Raw genomic sequence first — 16,001 nt, 5'->3', positions numbered from 1 at the left:
CCGCCTGATCAGCCCGTCAGCGCCTTGCGGCCCTCGAGCGGATAGGCCGGGTCGCTATAGCCCGGCGTCGAGGGATGGCCGGCGGGCACGAGCCCATCCACCAGCGCCTCGTCCTCGGCGGTGAACCCGACATCCAGCGCCGCGAGATAGGCCTGCCACTGCTCCAGCGTGCGCGGCCCGGCGATCGCGGCGGTGAGGAAGGCATTGTTCAAGACCCAGCGCACTGCGAACTGGATCGGCGTCATGCCGCGCGCCTGCGCATGCGCCTTGATCGTCTGGGCGATGACGAGGCTCTCCTCGCGCCACTCCGTCTGCAGGATGCGCTTGTCGCCGCGTGCCGCGCGCGTGCCTTGTTGCGGCGCCTGGCCGGGCTCGTATTTCCCGGTCAACACGCCGCGCGCCAGCGGCGAATAGGAGGCGACGCCGAGCCCGTAGAAGCCGCAGGCCGGCAGATGCTCGACCTCGGGCATGCGGTTCATCGCGTTGTAATAGGGCTGGCTGACGACCGGCCGGTCGATGCCGAAATCGTCGCAGAGCCGGCAGATCTCGGCGAGCCGCCAGGAGCGGTAATTCGAGACGCCGAAATGCCTGATCTTGCCCTGGGCGACGAGGTCGCCGAGGGCGCGCACGGTCTCGGCCAGCGGCGTCGCATGGTCTTCCTTGTGCAGATAGTAGACATCGATGAAATCGGTGCCGAGCCGGCGCAGACTGTCCTCGCAGGCCTGCATCAGCCATTTGCGCGAGAGCCCGACCCGGTTGGGCCCTGTCCCCATCTGGTTGGCGACCTTGGTCGCCAGCACCCAGTCATGACGCTGCGCGGCGATGGCGCGGCCCGTCACCTCTTCGGAACGGCCTTCATTGTAGACATCGGCCGTGTCGATGAAATTGATGCCGGCTTCGCGCGCATGATCGATGATCGCACGCGAATCGAGCTCGCTCGTCGCGCCTCCGAACATCATCGTGCCCAGGCACAAAGGCGAGACCTTGAGGCCGGAGCGGCCGAGCTGGCGATATTCCATGGATCAGACTCCCAGAGTTCCGGGCTGAGACCCTGCCCCAGCCTCGCGCCGCGCACCAGCGCGCCCCGCGCAGGGCTCGCCCGCCAAATCCTGCGCGCAACAAAATACTTAACCTTTCATGTCAAGGTCTTGACCTCGCTGCCATGGCCTCACCTCGATGAATCTCGCCCAGCTCATCCAGAGCCAGAACCTCGCCACTCTGCTGCAGGCGCTTGCGCCCGCGGCCGAACTCGCGCCGGGCCAGACGGTCGAGGCCAAGCTGCTGACGCTTGACGGCAACGGCCTGGCGACGGCCCTCATCGGCGACACCAGGATATCGCTCGTACTCGCCGGCCCGGAAGCGAAGCAGGCGGCTCTGCTCCCCGGAGCGACTCTGCTGCTCAGAATCGACGCCGCCGAAGAGCAAGGCGGAAGCCTCCGCGCGACCTTGATCGAGACGCGTCCGCCCGCTCCGGCCAGCACGGCACCCACGACACCGCAGTCCAACCCACAGGCCGGCCAGGCTGCTGCTCCCAATCCGACACCGGCTGCCTCCCCGGCAACGACTTCCCCGGCCGAGCCTCCGCGCGTATCGGCCCCTCTCCAGCCGAGTTCGCTCCTGCAGGTCGCGACGACAGCCGATGCTCCGCGCCCGGCTGCCGCCTCCCAGCCGGCTCCGTCGCAGGCCAACGCCGCCCCCTCGCCTCGCACCATTGCCGGGCCTCTGCTCGGGCCGGTGCTGGCCAATCAGGACGGTCTCGCGCCGCTCTTCGCCAATCTGCGCAGCATCTCCGAAGGCTCGGTCGCGCTCACCTTGCCCAAGCCGCTGCTGACCCTGATCGAGCGCGTTCTGGCCCAGGCCGTTCCTGTCGAGCGCAAGCCGCTCGGGGCGGAGGTCCTGAAGGACGCCGTCCAGCGCTCCGGTCTGTTCATGGAGAGCCGTCAAGCCGCGGCGAGCCAAGCCACGACAAGCCAAGCCACGAGCCAGCCCGTACCGCCGCAGGCCGACCTCAAGGCGAGCCTGGTGACGCTGCGCGACGCCCTCGCTGCCGTGATCGAGCGTTTCGTGCCGACGCCGGCCGGCAAGCCGCAAGCCGCACTGCTGCTTTCGCCTCAGACGGCCGGCGCATCGACCGCGACAGCAAAACCCGCGCCGCCGCGCCGCGACGGCCCGCTCGCACTGCAGCCGATCGCGGAGCCGACCCTCGCGGCAGGCGAAAAGCCGCTGACGATCGCGCAAACTCTGCTGGAGCAGACCGACGCGGCCCTCGACCGCGTCACGCTTTCGCAATTCGCCTCGCTGCCGCTGGACGGCGCGCGGTCCGACCAGAACCAAGCCCCGCGCTGGCTGACCGAGATCCCTCTCGCCTTCCAGTCCGGCGCGGCCGTCCTGCCGCTTCATATCGAGAAGGAGCCGCCCCGCCGCGGCCCCAACGGCGTCGAGGCGCCGCTCTGGCGCATCCGCTTCGCGCTCGATGTCGAACCGATGGGCCCGTTGCAGGGCGTGGTCACGCTGCAGGGGCGCAGCGTCGGCGTCACGCTCTGGGCCGAGCGCGAGGAGACCAGCCGGCTGCTGCGCGGCGCCGCTCCCGGGCTGGAGGCGGCGCTCGTCGATGCGCAGTTCGAGAATGGCGCCATCGACATCCATACCGGCCAGCCGCGCGTGATGCAGCCGACCGCCGGCCAGTTCCTGGACCGGATGTCATGACCGCCCCCTCGCCTCGCCAGATCGCCGTCGCGCTCGAATATGATGGGCAAGGCGCGCCGCGCGTCACCGCCAAGGGCCGGGGCGAGCTGGCCCAGCGCATCATCGAGACCGGCCGGGAGCACGGCGTCGCCGTCGAGGAGAACGCCGTGCTGGCTCAGGCGCTCTCGGCCGTCGAGCTTGACGACCAGATCCCCGAAGAGCTCTACCGCGCCGCCGCCCAGGTCATCGCCTTCGTGCTGTCGCTGCGCGGCGAGATGAAGCACGTGCGGCGCGACGGCATCTCGCCTTGAACGCCACGATCGTCGTCAGGCGCATCCGCCCTGCGGATTATGTCGAGCGCAGCGCCGCCTTCACCGAGCTGAGCCTGCGTGCGCTCGCCGCCAACCCGCATATGGCGCCGGCCGCCATCGCCGCCGCGCGCCTGCTCGTACCCGACGACAGGATCATCGTGCTTTCCGCCTGGCAAAGCGAGGCGCTGGGCTCCGAGCGTCTCGCCGGCCTCTGGGCCTTGCATCGGAAGCGCGACTGGCGCAGCGGCTTTGCCCCCGTGCTCGTCGCGCCGCTGCTGCCGCTTTACGAGGTCTCCTCAATTCCGGTTCTCGATCGCGACCTCGCCAACGACGCGGCGGAGGCCATGCTCCGTCATATCCTGGCCTCGGGCGACCTGCCCAAGACGCTGGTGCTGCCGCTGCTGCCGCTTGAAGGGGCCTGCCACGCCGTACTCTCCGAGGCCTTTCGCAGCACGGGCAGCAGGCTCGCCATCCATGAGCGCTGGAGCCGGCCGATGTTGCTGCCGGAGGCCGATGACGACGCCGAACGCTATCTCAGGCGCGCGCTGGGACAGAGCTACAAGAAGCGCATGCAGCAGTTTCGCGCCGTCACCAAGGCGGGCGAGGCCGCGTTCCGGCGCGAGCGGGGCGAGGCCGCGCAAAACAGCTTCGACGCCTTCCTCGCCCTCGAAGCCGCCGGCTGGAAGGGCGAGGCCGGCACCGCGATCGCGCGGCGGCCGCGCGACACGGCCTATTTCCGCCAGCTCGTCGCCGGTTTCGCGGCGCAGGACGCCCTGCAGGTCGATAGCTTGCGACTGGACGGCGAACCGATCGCCATGGGCCTGCTGATCGAGAGCGCCGGCACGCGGCATTTCCTCAAGATCGCCTATGACGAGAGCCGAAGCAGGCTCTCGCCCGGGCGGGCGCTCACCATCGCCATGCTCCAGGCCGATTTCGCCGGCACGCCCCCTGTCGTCTTCGACAGCGGCGCAGGCGACGACGTCGATGCCGGAACCTATGTCTGGGGCGAGCGGCGCGAGATGGGTCACGCGATCGTCACCCTCGGCAGCCGCCGGCCGGGTCTGCCCGAGCTGGCAGCGCATGCGCGCCAGGCGCTGCGCCGGCTGCGCAAGCGCCTCAAGGGCTGAGCCCGTCTTTTTCGGTAGCCCGCGCGGCGCCGATCGGTCACATCTGCCTCGCAGCGCCACGCCGGGATTTCAGGACATGAGCACGGATATCAGGATCGGCATCGTCACGGTTTCCGACCGTGCTTCGGCCGGCATCTATGCCGATGAGGGCGGCCCCGCCATCGAGGCCTATCTCGCCAGGGCGCTGACGAGCCCTTGGACGCCTGTCACCCGCGTCATCCCCGACGACCGCAAGCTGATCGCCGACACGCTGAAGGCATTGGCCGACGAGGAGGGCTGCTGCCTGATCGTCACCACCGGCGGCACCGGCCCCGCTCCGCGCGACGTCACGCCCGAGGCGACCGAGGACGTCATCGAGAAGCCGATGCCGGGTTTCGGCGAATTGATGCGCCAGGTCAGCCTCGCCAAGGTGCCGACCGCGATCCTGTCGCGCCAGACCGCCGGCATTCGCGGCAAGGCGCTGATCGTCAACCTGCCCGGCCGCCCGCGCGCCATCGGCGAATGCCTCGACGCGGTGATGCCGGCGATCCCCTACTGCATCGACCTGATCGAGGGCCCCTATCTGGAGACCGACCCCGCGGTGATCGTAGCCTTCCGGCCGGGGCAGAAGCCCAAGACGTGACGTGCCGTGACGTGACGCCGCTCAGCCCCGCTTCGTCAGCCAGCCGGCATAGTTGTCGCGCCTGAGGTCGAAGCGGTCGTTCTGGCGCGAATAGCCGTCGCCGAACATGCGGCCCACCGGCTTGTAGTCGCTCATGCTGACCCGCAGCGTCTTGGGGTCGACGAGCCCCGCGCGGGCATGGATGCGGACGACCTCACCGACCAGCAATTCCCGCGTCGGGCTGAAGGCGAGCGAAACCTGCTTGCGGCATTCCAACGCGAAGGGCGCTTCCGCAATGCGCGGCACGGCGACGCTGACGCCCGGCAGCAGCGAAAGCCCCGCCGCGTTGATCTCGCTGACCTCGGGCGGGAAGTCGATGGCGCAGATGTTCATCGCTTCCGCCAATCCCTCGTCGACCAGATTGACGACGAATTCGCCAGCGGCCGCGATGTGGCGGGTCGTATCCTTGGGGCGGTTGCCGGGCCCATGCTGCAGGCCGAGCACCACCAGGGCCGGATCTTCCGAGAAGACGTTGAAGAAGCTGAACGGCGCCGCGTTGACGACGCCTTCGGGCGAAACGCAGGTGACGAGAGCGATCGGGCGCGGCGTCACGCTGGCGCAGAGCAATTTATAGCGCTCACGCGGCTCGAGATCGGCGAAGGCGGCGGTGAAGTCGGTCATTCAGCGATCCGGTCGAAATGCCATGGAAGGGATTAGTCGTCACCGCGTCGTCATCCCGGTCGAAGCGAAGCGGAGCGCCGGGATCCATTGTGGAGCTCAGCGCTCAACGATGGGTCCCGGGACGGCCTCCGGTCGCCCAGGATGACGCGAGGAAACGGAATGAGGGGCGAGCCTCACTCCGGCTCGATCACGCCGACCTGCGCCGTGATCGGTCCGTAATGCTCGATGCGGCGATGGCGCTTGAAGTCGAAGATCGTCTCCTTGCCGAAGCGGGTGTCGTCGAGGTCGCAAGCATGGACGATGACGCCATCCGCCTCGCCCACCAGCTCGGCTACGATCTCGCCATCGGGATTCACGATCAGCGTACCGCCCATGCAGTGATGGCCGTCCTCGTCGCCGGCCTTGGCGACAGCGACGACCCAGGTCGCATTCTGATAGGCCCCGGCCTGGACCGAGAGCCTGTGATGGAACAGCCGCTGCGCCATGCCCTCGCCGGCCTTCTGCGAATTGACCGACGGCGTGTTGAAGCCCAGCACCACCATCTCGACGCCCTGAAGGCCCATGACCCGATAGCTCTCGGGCCAGCGCCGGTCGTTGCAGATCATCATGCCCATCAGCCCGCCCATCATCCGCCAGACCGGAAAGCCGAGATCGCCCGGCTCGAAATAGCGCTTCTCGAGATGCTGATGCGCGCGCTCGGGATCGAACTCGACATGGCCCGGCAGATGGATCTTGCGGTATTTGCCGACGATCGTGCCTTCGCGATCGACCAGGATCGAGGTGTTGAAATGCCGGCCTTCCGGCGTGAGCTCGGCATAGCCGAAGCTCATCCCCATGCCGTGCTCACGCGCCCGGTCGAACAGCGGCTGCACCGCCGGGTTCGGCATCGCGGTCTCGAACCAATGGTCAGCCTCGGCCCGATCCTCGTGATGCCAGCGTGGGAAGAAGGTGGTCAGCGCCAGTTCCGGATAGACGATCAGTTCGGCGCCTTTCGCCTTGGCTTCATCCATCAGGGCGATCATCCGGGCGACGACGATGTCGCGGCCCTCGGCTTTCTGGATCGGCCCGAGCTGGGCGGCGGCGACGGTCAGGATACGGGACATGGAACCTCGGTATCGGAAATGCAGGCAGGCTTTGCCGGAGGAGTTGCGTCGGGATCGCGATGACGGCGCCATCCTTGCGCCGACGCGCGCTTGCGCCAAGGCGGCGCGACGCAAGGGGGCCAAGCGAAAACGATGCCAAGCACCCCTGGACCGAGCTTGTGCTTTGCTTAGGTCGCCTGCAATTCCTGGCCGATCGCACGCACGAGCTGCGGGCCGATCGGATCGGTACCGCTCGAAAAGCCGCCGACCAGCTCGCCATCGCGGCCGACCAGATATTTGTGGAAATTCCAGCTCGGCGTCTCGGCCGGGCGCTGCGCCGCAGCCCAGCGATAGAACGGATGCGCATTTGAGCCGCGCACGCTGCATTTCTCGGCGAACGCATAGGTCGCGCCATAGTTCTGCAGCGCCGCCTCGGCGATCGCCTGGCCTTCCAGCGGCTCCTGCCCGCCGAAATCATTGCTCGGCACTGCGATCAGCATCAAGCCGCGTCCGGAATAGCGCTGCCAGAGCTGCTGCAGCGTCGCGAACTGCCCGGCAAAGCCGCATTGGGTCGCCGTATTGACGATCAGGATCGGACGACCGCGATAGGCCGACAATGCGAGCCGGCGGCCACCTGGCTGGTCAAACGAAAAACCATAGGCATTCGCCCGGCTCTGCGCGCCCGCCGAAATGATGAAACCTGGCGCTGCAACCACACCTGCGATCAGCCCCATAACGTCCCGGCGCAGCAGCGACATATGCGATCTCCCGTAGAGCCCGATGATGTCGGATGGCATCATGCGGTGATCCCATCTGACATCTGAATCCGTCTCTCATCAAAGAGTGAGGCCAGGATAGGCTCTATTCCTGCGTCTACGCACGACAGCCCAATACGGATGCGCCCCGCGGCCTCTCGGCCCGGGGCGCTGCAACCGATGACAAGCCGCGCGGCGGCCCGGTTCAGGAACTCAGCGACAGAACCTTCTTCACGCGCACTTCGAGGTCGCGCAGCTCATAAGGCTTCACCACATAATGGTCGGCGCCGTTGGTGGTCGCCTCGTCCATCTTGTCGACCGAGCGCTCGGAGGTCGCCATGATGATCTTGATCTGGTTCAGCTCTGGAACCGAACGGATCGCACGCAGCAGATCGATGCCGCTCATGCCGTCCATGTTCCAGTCGAGCAGCAGCAGATCATAGCGCTTGCTCTGCATCTTCATCAGGGCTTCGCGGGCGTTCTCGGCCTCGTCGATGTCCTGGAATTCGATCTGCTTCAGAAAATACGTCGCGAGTCCGCGCATGCTCTTCTGATCATCGACCACGAGGATCCTGTAGTCGCTTCTCGCCTTCATCACGCTCTCCTCACGCGGTGCGCAAATGCGGTCGCTCACCGATCAGGTTGCCGACAGCGGCACCGATCTGATCCAGCGGCACCACTCTGTCGGCGGCTCCCAACTCGTAGGCCGCTTTCGGCATCCCGTTTACCACACAGGTTTCCCCACTTTGGATTAACGTCTCCGCACCAGCTTTACGCATGGCTAACAAACCGTCAGCGCCATCGCGGCCCATCCCGGTGAGCAGAATGCCGACAGCATGCTGGCCGAGGCTGCGTGCCACCGAATGGAACATCACATCGACGGATGGGCTGTGGCCGCTGACCAACGGCCCTTCCCGCAGGACGCAGACGAGCTCGCCCCGGCGCTCCTCGATTTCGAGATGGCGCGGCCCACCGGGCGCGACCACCGCCATGCCGGGTTTCAGCTTGTCGCCATCCGCCGCCTCGCGGACATCGAGCCCCGTCGCGGTCGCCAGGCGCGCCGCGAATTTCGCGGTGTAGCCCGGGGGCATATGCTGCACCACGACGACCGGGATACGCAGATGCGCAAGGTCCCGCATCACCACCTGGACGGCCGGCACGCCGCCGGTCGAGGCGCCGATCGCGATCAGCGAGGTGCGCCCGCCGCGGGCCGGCTCGCGCGCCAGCACCGGACGCACAGGCGCGACCTCGCGCCGCGCTGCGAACATGCGCCGGCTCGCCGAGGCGCGCGACAGCGCCGCGACCAGATGCTTCATGAAGCCTTCGAGCGTATGCGTCGTGCCGTCGGGCTTCTCGATGAAGTCGATCGCGCCGAGTTCCAGCGCCTGGATGGTGTTGTCCGCGCCCGGGCCGCCGAAGGCGGAAACGATCAGCACCGGCAACGGGTCCTGCTTGAGCACGCGCGCCAGCAGCTTGAGGCCGTGGCGACCTGGCAATTCAAGATCGAGCGTCAGGACGTCGGGCCGCAACTCCTGGATCGCGTCCCAGCCTTCCTCGGCGCTGCCGGCGATGCCGATCACCTTGAAGCCGGGCGCGGAATCGATGATCTGCGTCATCAGCTTCTGCATCAGCACGGAATCGTCGACGACGAGGACTTTCACCAGGCCGCCGGGAGGGGTCAGCGAGCTCATCACCAGATCTCCACTTCACCAGCCACGGGTTGAGTCTTGAGGCGATTGAGATAAGCGACTTCCTGCTCGTGCTCGCTGCTGCGGGCGCTGGGCTGGACATGCTGCACCCAGGCACGCCCGGTCGCGGGCTGGTAATGGATGCGCCGCGAGCGCGTGCCGCCGACATCCTTCGAAACCACCGGAATGCCCTCGCGATCGAGAAATTCGGTGACGAAGGCGATGTTGCCGTCGCCGATCGCCAGCATCGTCGCGCCCGAGAGCACGCGCGCCCCGCCGAAGACCTTGGCTTCGAGATTGCCGCGCCTGGCGCCGCGCTTGAGCAGGCCGTTGATCAGGACCTCCATGGCGGTGTCGCCATAGCGCTCACCGGCATTGGTGTCCGAACCGCCATTGTTTTTCGGCAGCAGGAAATGGTTCAGCCCGCCGACCCCGGCCTGCGGATCACGCATGCACACCGAGATGCAGGAGCCGAGCACGGTCGCCACGATCTCGTCCTTGGCGGCGGTGATCTCGTGCTCGCCAGGCGCGACCGTGATGATCGTCGCCTCGAAGCGCGGGTCGAAATAGCGACGAGAGGCCCGGGCAACGCTCATGCTGTTCTCTCATAGATGGTGCGACCGATCAGTCGGAGCTGGGGATGCGGCTGCGGGAGCGATTCCGAATGGCCAAGGTAGAGGAAACCGCCCGGCGCCAGCAGCGCCACGAAGCGGTCGAGGATCGAAGCCTTGGTCTGGGTGTCGAAATAGATGAAGACATTGCGGCAGAAGATCACGTCGAATGGCCCACCCATCGGCCATTTCTCGATCAGATTGAGCCGCTTGAATGCGATCAGCCGGCGCAGATCCTCGCTGATCCGTGCCTCGCCCCTGGCCGCAGCCTCAAGCTTGAGCAGCGGCTTGACGTCGGGCGGCAGCCGCTCGAACAATTCGCTCGGATAGAGCCCCGCTTCCGCCCGCTCCAGGATGTCGGTGTCGATGTCGGTCGCCAGGATGCGGAAGTCGACATCGCTGCGCGAGCCCAGCACGTCGCGCGAGGTCGCCGCGATGCTGTAAGGCTCCTCGCCCGAGGAACAGGCCGAAGACCAGATCCGGATACGCCCGCGCCGCCCGCTGCGCTCCTGCAGCAATTTCGGCAGCACATCCTTGCGCAGATGGTCGAAATGATGCCGCTCGCGGAAGAAGGCGGTGTGGTTGGTCGTCACCGCATTGATCAGCTCGGGGATCTCGGAGACGGCGCCCGGCGTTTTCAGGAAAGCGCAGTATTCGGCGACCGAACCCAGCCCGAGCGCCTTGACGCGACGCGCCAGCCGGCCGCGCGTCATCGCCTCCTTGTGCTCGCGGATGACGATGCCGGCATGCTCGTAGACGAGCTTGGCGATGAAGCCCATGTCGTCGCGCGTCAATGTCGCGTCGGCGAAGGCCTGGGGAACGAGCATGGCGTTGGACCTTGACACTAGAACTCCGACCATTCCTCGGCGCGACCGCCGCCTGCCACGCGACGACGAAGCGCCATCTTCTGCGGCGCAGCCGGCTCCGACCGGCGCAGCTCGACACGGCGCGGCAGATGCGCCGACTCTGCCCTGACCTGCACTGCGCCGAACCGCGGAGCCGTCTCCGTCTGGAAGAACGCGACGAGATTCTTCAGCGTCGCGATCTGCTCCATGAGTTCGGCGGCCGAGGTCGCGCTCTGCTCGGCCAGCGCCGAGTTCGCCTGTGTCGTCTCGTCCATATGCGCAACGGTCTGGCTCATTTCCCCGATGCCATGCGCCTGCTCGGCAGTGGCCGACGAAATCTCGACGATGGTCGCGGAGACCTTGCCGGCAGCCGTGACGATCCGGTCCAGCGCCTCGCCGGTCGAGCGTACGAACCGCACGCCCTCCACGACCTGCTCGTTCGAGCTCGCGATCAGGGTCTTGATGTCCTTGGCCGCCTGGCTGGAACGCTGGGCGAGCGAGCGGACTTCCGATGCCACGACTGCAAACCCCTTGCCGGCGTCGCCGGCTCGCGCCGCCTCGACGGCTGCGTTCAGCGCCAGCAGATTGGTCTGGAAGGCGATGCCTTCGATGACGGAGACGATCTCGGAAATCTTGACCGACGAATCCTCGATCCGCTCGATCGCGCCCACTGTCCTGGAGACGATGGCCTTGCCGTCCTCGGCGACGCCCATCGCCTCGCTGGCGAGGCCCGTCGCCTCACGCGAGCGTGCCGCGCTCTGCTTGACGGAGGCCGCGAGCTGTTCCGTCGTCGCCGCCGTTTCCTCGAGATTGACGGCCGTTTGCTCGGTGCGCTGCGCAAGGTCGCCGGCGCCGGCATTGATCTCGAGCGCAGCGCGCGAGACATGGGCGGCTGTCGCCTGGATCGTCGCGACGGTCTGGGCGAGATGCTCCATCGTGCCGTTCAGGCTCTGCTTCAATTCGCCGAAGCGGCCGTGATAGGCGCCCTGCACGCGCGATGTCAGGTCGCCCTCGGACAATCCGCCGAGCACGCCGGCGAATTCGCCGACCGCGTCCTCGACGAGAGCATTGATGCTGTTGATGCCCTCGGCGATCCGCATCAGCGCCTCGGGCTTGCCGGCCAGCGGAACGCGGCGCGAGAAATCTCCGTCGGCGGCAGCTGCAACCATGTCGGCGACCTCAGCCGAAGCCGCGAGTTCGTCAGTGAGCTCGAGCCATTCGACCGCGGTGCCGAAGCGGCGTCCGTCGGCATGCATCACGGAGGTCAGCGAGAGCGAGACGGTGCGGCGGCCGAGCGCGAAGCGAATGGCACCCTGGCCGCTATGAACGAGGCCCGGCTGGTTGCGCACGCTCTCCATGACCTTGCCGAGCATGTCTTTGGCCGAGCAGCCCGGGAAGGCGATGCGGAAATCATCCTGCGCCCCGGTGAAGAATTTGAGCAGCGAGCTGTTGACGTAGACGACACGGTCCTCGGCATCGCAGACCATGACATTGGTGCGGCAGCCATCGAGCGCGGCCCGGATGCGGGCGGATTCGATTGCCTTGTCATGGATGGTCTTGAGCGCACGGCCGATCTCGCCGATCTCGTCGCGGCGCTGCAATCCGGGGATCACGGTGTCCTCACCTTCGGCGATCGCCACCGCAACATCCCGCATCGCTGCGATCGGGCGCTGGGCCTGATAGGCGAGCAGCCAACCGAAGAGAGCGACGACGCAGAGCGCGGCCATGCTCAATGTCAGGATCTGGGGCGACGCTGCGGCGAGCATGCCGCCTGCCACCTGCCAGACGCAGACGCCGACCGCTCCGCCTGCAATGAAGACCGCGCCGACGACCATGAGCGGCAGCCTGACCGACAATCTGGAAAGGGAACCGAGGGAACTGCCCATTTTTATCGTTTCTGTCTTGGCGTACGGTTCTGTGGTGTGCGGTGCTTCCTGACGCTGAACGCAACCCTTTCCGGAAGTGGACCTATCTCAGGCGGCGCGGGCCGCCTTTGCCATCGCGCCCTCGGTGCCGCCGTCGCGGATCACGGCCGCAAGATCGAGCAAGGCGACGATATCGGTGTCGAGCAGGACGAGGCCTTCGATCAGGCCGTGCTCGTCGCGCTCCAGATCCGGAGCCGGGCGAACCGCGCTGACCGGGACGTCGACGATATCGGAGACCGAGTCGACCAGCAGACCCGCGACCTTGTCCTCGATGTCGACGACGACGATGACATGGGTCGCCGTCGCATCGGTGAGGCCAAGCCCGATCGAGGTGCGCAGGTCGTAGACCGCCAGGATCACGCCGCGCAGGTTGAGTACGCCGCGCACATGAGGCGCCGCATGCGGCAGCGGCGTCGTCGCCTGCCAGCCCTTGATCTCGCGCACCATGCCGACATCGATGCCGAAGGTCCGGTCGCCGACCTTGAAGGTGACGATGCGGCGCACCGCCGATTCCGGCTGCGCCGACGAGAAATGCTTTTCGCCGAGTTGAAGGGTCATGATCATCCAGCCATTTTCAGTGCGGGAACAGATGGGCGGCCGCTGGAGGCGGCGAGGCGTAGCATCGAGTCGACGTCGAGGATGAGCGCGACGAGGCCGTCTCCGAGGATGGTCGCGGCGGACGCACCGTTGACCGTGCCGTAATTGCCTTCGAGGCTCTTCACCACGACCTGCTGCTGGCCGACGATCTCGTCGACCGCGATGCCGACATTATCGCCGCGTTCGGTCTCGGCGATGATGATGATGTTCTCGTTGGGCGTGCCGGTCGAGCCCATGACCGCGCCGAGCCGGTGCAGCGGCGTAACCTCGCCGCGCCAGCGCAGAACCTCCTGGCCGAAGGTGAGATGCTCGATCGGCGTCGAAGCGAGATGCTGCGTCTCGATCACGCTGGCGATCGGGATGACGTAGCGATCGTCGCCGCAGCGGATGACCATGCCTTCCAGCACAGCCAGGGTCAGCGGCAAGGCGAGCGTGAACTTGCAGCCCCTGCCCGGTTCGGAATCAACCGAGATGCGCCCGCCGAGCGACTCGACGTTGCGGCGCACCACATCCATGCCGACGCCGCGCCCGGAGACGTCGCTGATGACTTCGGCAGTCGAGAGCCCGGCCGCGAAGATCAGTTGATCGATCTCCTCCGGCGCGAGTTTTTCGTCCTGTCCGACGAGCCCGCGGGATTTCGCCTTGGCGAGCAGCTTGTCACGTCCGATGCCGCGCCCGTCATCGGTGACCGAGATGACGATGCGCCCGGCGCGATGCTCCGCGACGAGCTTGATCGTGCCCTCCGGGTTCTTGCCGGCGGCGATGCGGTCTTCCGGCGTCTCCAGCCCGTGATCCATCGAGTTGCGGATCATATGGGTTAGCGGATCGGCGAGTTCCTCGATGATCGTCTTGTCGACCTCGGTGTTCTCGCCTTCGAGAACGAGCTTCACTTCCTTGCCGAGCGTCTGCGCCAGTTCGCGCACCAGGCGCGGCATACGCTGGAACACGGCCTTCACCGGCTGAGCGCGGACCGCCATGACATGGTCCTGCAATTCGCGCGTCTGGCGCGACAGCGTCAGGATGCCTTCGGCCGTCTTGGCGTGGACGTCATAGGGTAGCGAACGGACGCATTCGACCAGCATGGACTGGGTGATGACGATCTCGCCGACGAGGTTCATCAGCTTGTCGATGCGGTCGAGATCGACACGCACGCTGACGGCCTGGCGCTGGCGTGCGGCAGCCGCATCATTGGCGGGGGCACGCGCCGCCGGTGCCCTCGACGGCGCCGGAGCAACTTCCGCAACGGCCTGGACCGGGGCCGCGACAGGTGCGGCAGCCGGCAGGATATCGGGTTCCGACGCGCTGGTCGGAGCCGGCCCCAGCCTGGCGAGGATCGCAGAGAGGTCGGCGGCGACATTGGCCGAGACTTCGGCCTCCGGCCTGGCGGGAGCCTCTTCGGTCGACACGGCGTCGTCATTCGCGGCAGCCGGCGAGAGCGTCTCGATCTCGAACTCTTCGGCGGCGAGCGTGAAGTCGAAGCGGCTGTAGATATCCTCGACCGAAAGCTCGGTGCGCAGCGTCACGACGAAGCGCATATGGCAATCGGTGACGTCGAGCGTCTCCAGCGGCGGCACCTGGCTCAGATCGCAGACCACCGAGACGATGTCCTCGGCGGGCAGCGAACCCAGCACGACGCGCGGCTCGATGACGCGGCGAAACAGATCCGATTCCGGGCTGATCCGCAGGCAGAGATCGCGGCCGGGCTTGTCGGCGGGCGCCGACGCGACGGCAGCCGGCTCGTCGTCCCAGCCGTCGTCGACGCGCGCGGGGGTGACGCCAGTCTTGGCCTCGACCATGGCGAGCAGATTGCCGAGCGCGGCGATGCCGGGAGGAGCGTCATCCGCGGCGGCGGGCGCTGATCTGGCAGCCGCCGGCTTTGCAGCTTCGGTCTTGGCGGGTTCAGTCTTGGCGGGTCCGGGCGCGGCGGCAGGTGCCGCGGCAGCCGGCTTGGGCGCCTGGCCGACCCGCTCCAGCGCTTCCAGCAGATCGGGCCGCGCAAGGGCGGGCTCGTCGTTGCGGGCAGCAGAAACGAGATCGGCGACAGCGTCCGAACAGCGCAGGAACAGGGAGAACGGCGCATCCTCGATCGCGACGCGACCCGAGCGCAGATGATCGAGCGAAGCCTCGAAGACATGCGCGAAGGCAACGAGCTCGGTGCAGCCGAAGGCGCCGGCCCCACCCTTGATCGAGTGGATGGCGCGGAAGGCGGCGTTGACGTCCTCGGGATCGGTCGATCCCTCGTCGAGAGCCTGGAGCTTCTGCTCCAATGCGCCCAGGAGCTCTTCACACTCCTGGAAGAAGGTCTGCTTGAGTTCCGCCAACGGGTCCATCAGCCAGCCTCAGTTCTGATAGCGCGCGACGAGGCCGAGCAGGGTCGTAGGCTCGAACGGCTTGACCATCCAGGCGCTGGCGCCGGCGCGGCGGCCTTCCGCCTTGATCTCGGCGCCGTTCTCCGTGGTCAGCACGATGATCGGCGTGTTCTGCCCGGCGGGCCTGGCCCGGCAGGCCCGGGTGAATTCGATGCCGTCCATCAACGGCATGTTGAGGTCGGTGATCACCAGATCCGGCTTGAACTTGTCGAAGGTGGTCAGCCCCTCCTCGCCATTCTCCGCGGCGGCCACTTCATGGCCGGCATTGCGCAGCGTCAGGCAGAGCAGGCTGAGCAGGGTCTTGGTGTCGTCGATAGCCAGGATCTTCATCCATATCACTCCAGAACGAGAGCGCTTCGAGCGGGGTCGAACCCGATCGCCTGCAGGGATTTGCGGCATTCCTCGGAAGCCGCCTTGAGGGAGACCGAGAGACCGCGCGCCTTGGCGCTGAGCGCGGCGGAATGCAGCAATTGCACCCAGAGGCTGGGGAAAGGACCAGCCTCCGCGCATTCGACGGCGATGCTTTCCTTCTGCTCCAGCGCGACCAGCAACTGGTTGCGAAAGGCCGCCGCTTCGGAGCGACCCAGGAAGGGAGGTAGGGAGACAGTGATGACCACGGCGGCGCGACCCATGAATGTGTCGCTGAGCATCGCGTCTCATTGGTAAAAACTTCGCTAACCAGCTCGCGATGCGTCAATCTTTTGGGCGTTTCTAAGGCTTTTTC

The 16,001-nt window shown here is 66.9% G+C and carries 17 protein-coding genes; 4 read left to right on the top strand and 13 right to left on the bottom strand.

Going from position 1 to position 16,001, the window contains the following annotated elements; all coding sequences use genetic code 11:
* Positions 1-8 precede the first annotated feature (8 nt).
* Positions 9-1,019 carry an aldo/keto reductase gene (locus CYD53_RS02200; protein WP_103716468.1) on the bottom strand — a complete coding sequence of 337 codons (1,011 nt, stop codon included), beginning with the start codon at positions 1,017-1,019 and terminating at the stop codon, positions 9-11.
* 157 nt (positions 1,020-1,176) lie between these two features.
* Between CYD53_RS02200 and fliK the strand changes: the two genes are divergently transcribed.
* From fliK to mog, 4 genes are all read left to right on the top strand, one after another.
* A complete protein-coding gene (gene fliK, locus CYD53_RS02195; protein WP_103716467.1) occupies positions 1,177-2,706 on the top strand; it encodes a flagellar hook-length control protein FliK in 1,530 nt (509 codons plus the stop codon).
* Positions 2,703-2,996 carry an EscU/YscU/HrcU family type III secretion system export apparatus switch protein gene (locus tag CYD53_RS02190; protein ID WP_103716466.1) on the top strand — a complete coding sequence of 98 codons (294 nt, stop codon included), beginning with the start codon at positions 2,703-2,705 and terminating at the stop codon, positions 2,994-2,996. The genes fliK and CYD53_RS02190 overlap by 4 nt, the downstream gene beginning before the upstream one ends.
* Positions 2,993-4,123, top strand: a complete 1,131-nt coding sequence (locus tag CYD53_RS02185; RefSeq protein ID WP_103716465.1) for a GNAT family N-acetyltransferase — start codon at positions 2,993-2,995, stop codon at positions 4,121-4,123. The genes CYD53_RS02190 and CYD53_RS02185 overlap by 4 nt, the downstream gene beginning before the upstream one ends.
* A 76-nt stretch (positions 4,124-4,199) precedes the next feature.
* On the top strand, positions 4,200-4,745 hold the full coding sequence (mog, locus tag CYD53_RS02180) for a molybdopterin adenylyltransferase (protein WP_103716464.1): 546 nt from the start codon (positions 4,200-4,202) through the stop codon (positions 4,743-4,745).
* Between the two features lie 21 nt (positions 4,746-4,766).
* Here the strand turns inward: mog and CYD53_RS02175 are convergent, their stop codons facing one another.
* The 12 genes from CYD53_RS02175 to CYD53_RS02120 all read right to left on the bottom strand — a co-directional run bounded on the left by CYD53_RS02175 (position 4,767) and on the right by CYD53_RS02120 (position 15,927).
* Positions 4,767-5,405: a flavin reductase family protein gene (locus tag CYD53_RS02175; protein WP_103716463.1), complete on the bottom strand. Its 639-nt coding sequence runs from the start codon at positions 5,403-5,405 to the stop codon at positions 4,767-4,769.
* A 173-nt stretch (positions 5,406-5,578) separates the two neighbouring features.
* Positions 5,579-6,508 carry an N-carbamoyl-D-amino-acid hydrolase gene (locus CYD53_RS02170; RefSeq protein WP_103716462.1) on the bottom strand — a complete coding sequence of 310 codons (930 nt, stop codon included), beginning with the start codon at positions 6,506-6,508 and terminating at the stop codon, positions 5,579-5,581.
* Positions 6,509-6,675: 167 nt separating this feature from the next.
* A complete protein-coding gene (locus tag CYD53_RS02165; RefSeq protein WP_103716668.1) occupies positions 6,676-7,245 on the bottom strand; it encodes a glutathione peroxidase in 570 nt (189 codons plus the stop codon).
* A 202-nt stretch (positions 7,246-7,447) separates the two neighbouring features.
* Complete coding sequence (locus CYD53_RS02160) at positions 7,448-7,837, bottom strand: response regulator (protein ID WP_069692553.1); 390 nt, start codon at positions 7,835-7,837, stop codon at positions 7,448-7,450.
* Positions 7,838-7,847: 10 nt separating this feature from the next.
* On the bottom strand, positions 7,848-8,933 hold the full coding sequence (gene cheB, locus CYD53_RS02155; RefSeq protein ID WP_103716461.1) for a chemotaxis-specific protein-glutamate methyltransferase CheB: 1,086 nt from the start codon (positions 8,931-8,933) through the stop codon (positions 7,848-7,850).
* Positions 8,933-9,526 (bottom strand): hypothetical protein, encoded by a 594-nt coding sequence (locus CYD53_RS02150; protein ID WP_092166983.1) that lies wholly within the window; start codon positions 9,524-9,526, stop codon positions 8,933-8,935. Before CYD53_RS02150 ends, cheB begins: the two co-directional genes overlap by 1 nt.
* Entirely contained in the window at positions 9,523-10,368 is an 846-nt protein-coding gene (locus tag CYD53_RS02145) for a CheR family methyltransferase (RefSeq protein WP_245928037.1), read from the bottom strand. The genes CYD53_RS02150 and CYD53_RS02145 overlap by 4 nt, the downstream gene beginning before the upstream one ends.
* 17 nt (positions 10,369-10,385) lie before the next feature.
* Positions 10,386-12,272 carry a methyl-accepting chemotaxis protein gene (locus CYD53_RS02140; protein WP_103716460.1) on the bottom strand — a complete coding sequence of 629 codons (1,887 nt, stop codon included), beginning with the start codon at positions 12,270-12,272 and terminating at the stop codon, positions 10,386-10,388.
* 87 nt (positions 12,273-12,359) lie between these two features.
* A complete protein-coding gene (locus tag CYD53_RS02135; RefSeq protein WP_069693956.1) occupies positions 12,360-12,869 on the bottom strand; it encodes a chemotaxis protein CheW in 510 nt (169 codons plus the stop codon).
* 2 nt (positions 12,870-12,871) lie between these two features.
* Complete coding sequence (locus tag CYD53_RS02130) at positions 12,872-15,238, bottom strand: chemotaxis protein CheA (protein ID WP_103716459.1); 2,367 nt, start codon at positions 15,236-15,238, stop codon at positions 12,872-12,874.
* A 9-nt stretch (positions 15,239-15,247) separates the two neighbouring features.
* Complete coding sequence (locus CYD53_RS02125; protein ID WP_069692559.1) at positions 15,248-15,607, bottom strand: response regulator; 360 nt, start codon at positions 15,605-15,607, stop codon at positions 15,248-15,250.
* A 5-nt stretch (positions 15,608-15,612) separates the two neighbouring features.
* A complete protein-coding gene (locus tag CYD53_RS02120) occupies positions 15,613-15,927 on the bottom strand; it encodes an STAS domain-containing protein (protein WP_103716458.1) in 315 nt (104 codons plus the stop codon).
* Between the last annotated feature and the right edge of the window lie 74 nt (positions 15,928-16,001).

This window comes from Allobosea psychrotolerans (genome assembly GCF_002917105.1).
GTDB lineage: Bacteria > Pseudomonadota > Alphaproteobacteria > Rhizobiales > Beijerinckiaceae > Allobosea > Allobosea psychrotolerans.
The sequence above is the reverse complement of the archived record's forward strand: the minus strand, read 5'-3'. Positions and strand labels throughout refer to the sequence as shown.

Coding starts and splice junctions, on each gene's coding strand:
- cheB (WP_103716461.1), bottom strand. CDS start 8,933: ATGAGCTCGCTGACCCCTCCCGGCGGCCTGGTGAAAGTCCTCGTCGTC.
- CYD53_RS02190 (WP_103716466.1), top strand. CDS start 2,703: ATGACCGCCCCCTCGCCTCGCCAGATCGCCGTCGCGCTCGAATATGAT.
- CYD53_RS02160 (WP_069692553.1), bottom strand. CDS start 7,837: ATGAAGGCGAGAAGCGACTACAGGATCCTCGTGGTCGATGATCAGAAG.
- CYD53_RS02170 (WP_103716462.1), bottom strand. CDS start 6,508: ATGTCCCGTATCCTGACCGTCGCCGCCGCCCAGCTCGGGCCGATCCAG.
- CYD53_RS02175 (WP_103716463.1), bottom strand. CDS start 5,405: ATGACCGACTTCACCGCCGCCTTCGCCGATCTCGAGCCGCGTGAGCGC.
- fliK (WP_103716467.1), top strand. CDS start 1,177: ATGAATCTCGCCCAGCTCATCCAGAGCCAGAACCTCGCCACTCTGCTG.
- CYD53_RS02145 (WP_245928037.1), bottom strand. CDS start 10,368: ATGCTCGTTCCCCAGGCCTTCGCCGACGCGACATTGACGCGCGACGAC.
- CYD53_RS02140 (WP_103716460.1), bottom strand. CDS start 12,272: ATGGGCAGTTCCCTCGGTTCCCTTTCCAGATTGTCGGTCAGGCTGCCG.
- CYD53_RS02130 (WP_103716459.1), bottom strand. CDS start 15,238: ATGGACCCGTTGGCGGAACTCAAGCAGACCTTCTTCCAGGAGTGTGAA.
- CYD53_RS02135 (WP_069693956.1), bottom strand. CDS start 12,869: ATGACCCTTCAACTCGGCGAAAAGCATTTCTCGTCGGCGCAGCCGGAA.
- CYD53_RS02125 (WP_069692559.1), bottom strand. CDS start 15,607: ATGAAGATCCTGGCTATCGACGACACCAAGACCCTGCTCAGCCTGCTC.
- mog (WP_103716464.1), top strand. CDS start 4,200: ATGAGCACGGATATCAGGATCGGCATCGTCACGGTTTCCGACCGTGCT.
- CYD53_RS02150 (WP_092166983.1), bottom strand. CDS start 9,526: ATGAGCGTTGCCCGGGCCTCTCGTCGCTATTTCGACCCGCGCTTCGAG.
- CYD53_RS02120 (WP_103716458.1), bottom strand. CDS start 15,927: ATGCTCAGCGACACATTCATGGGTCGCGCCGCCGTGGTCATCACTGTC.
- CYD53_RS02200 (WP_103716468.1), bottom strand. CDS start 1,019: ATGGAATATCGCCAGCTCGGCCGCTCCGGCCTCAAGGTCTCGCCTTTG.
- CYD53_RS02165 (WP_103716668.1), bottom strand. CDS start 7,245: ATGTCGCTGCTGCGCCGGGACGTTATGGGGCTGATCGCAGGTGTGGTT.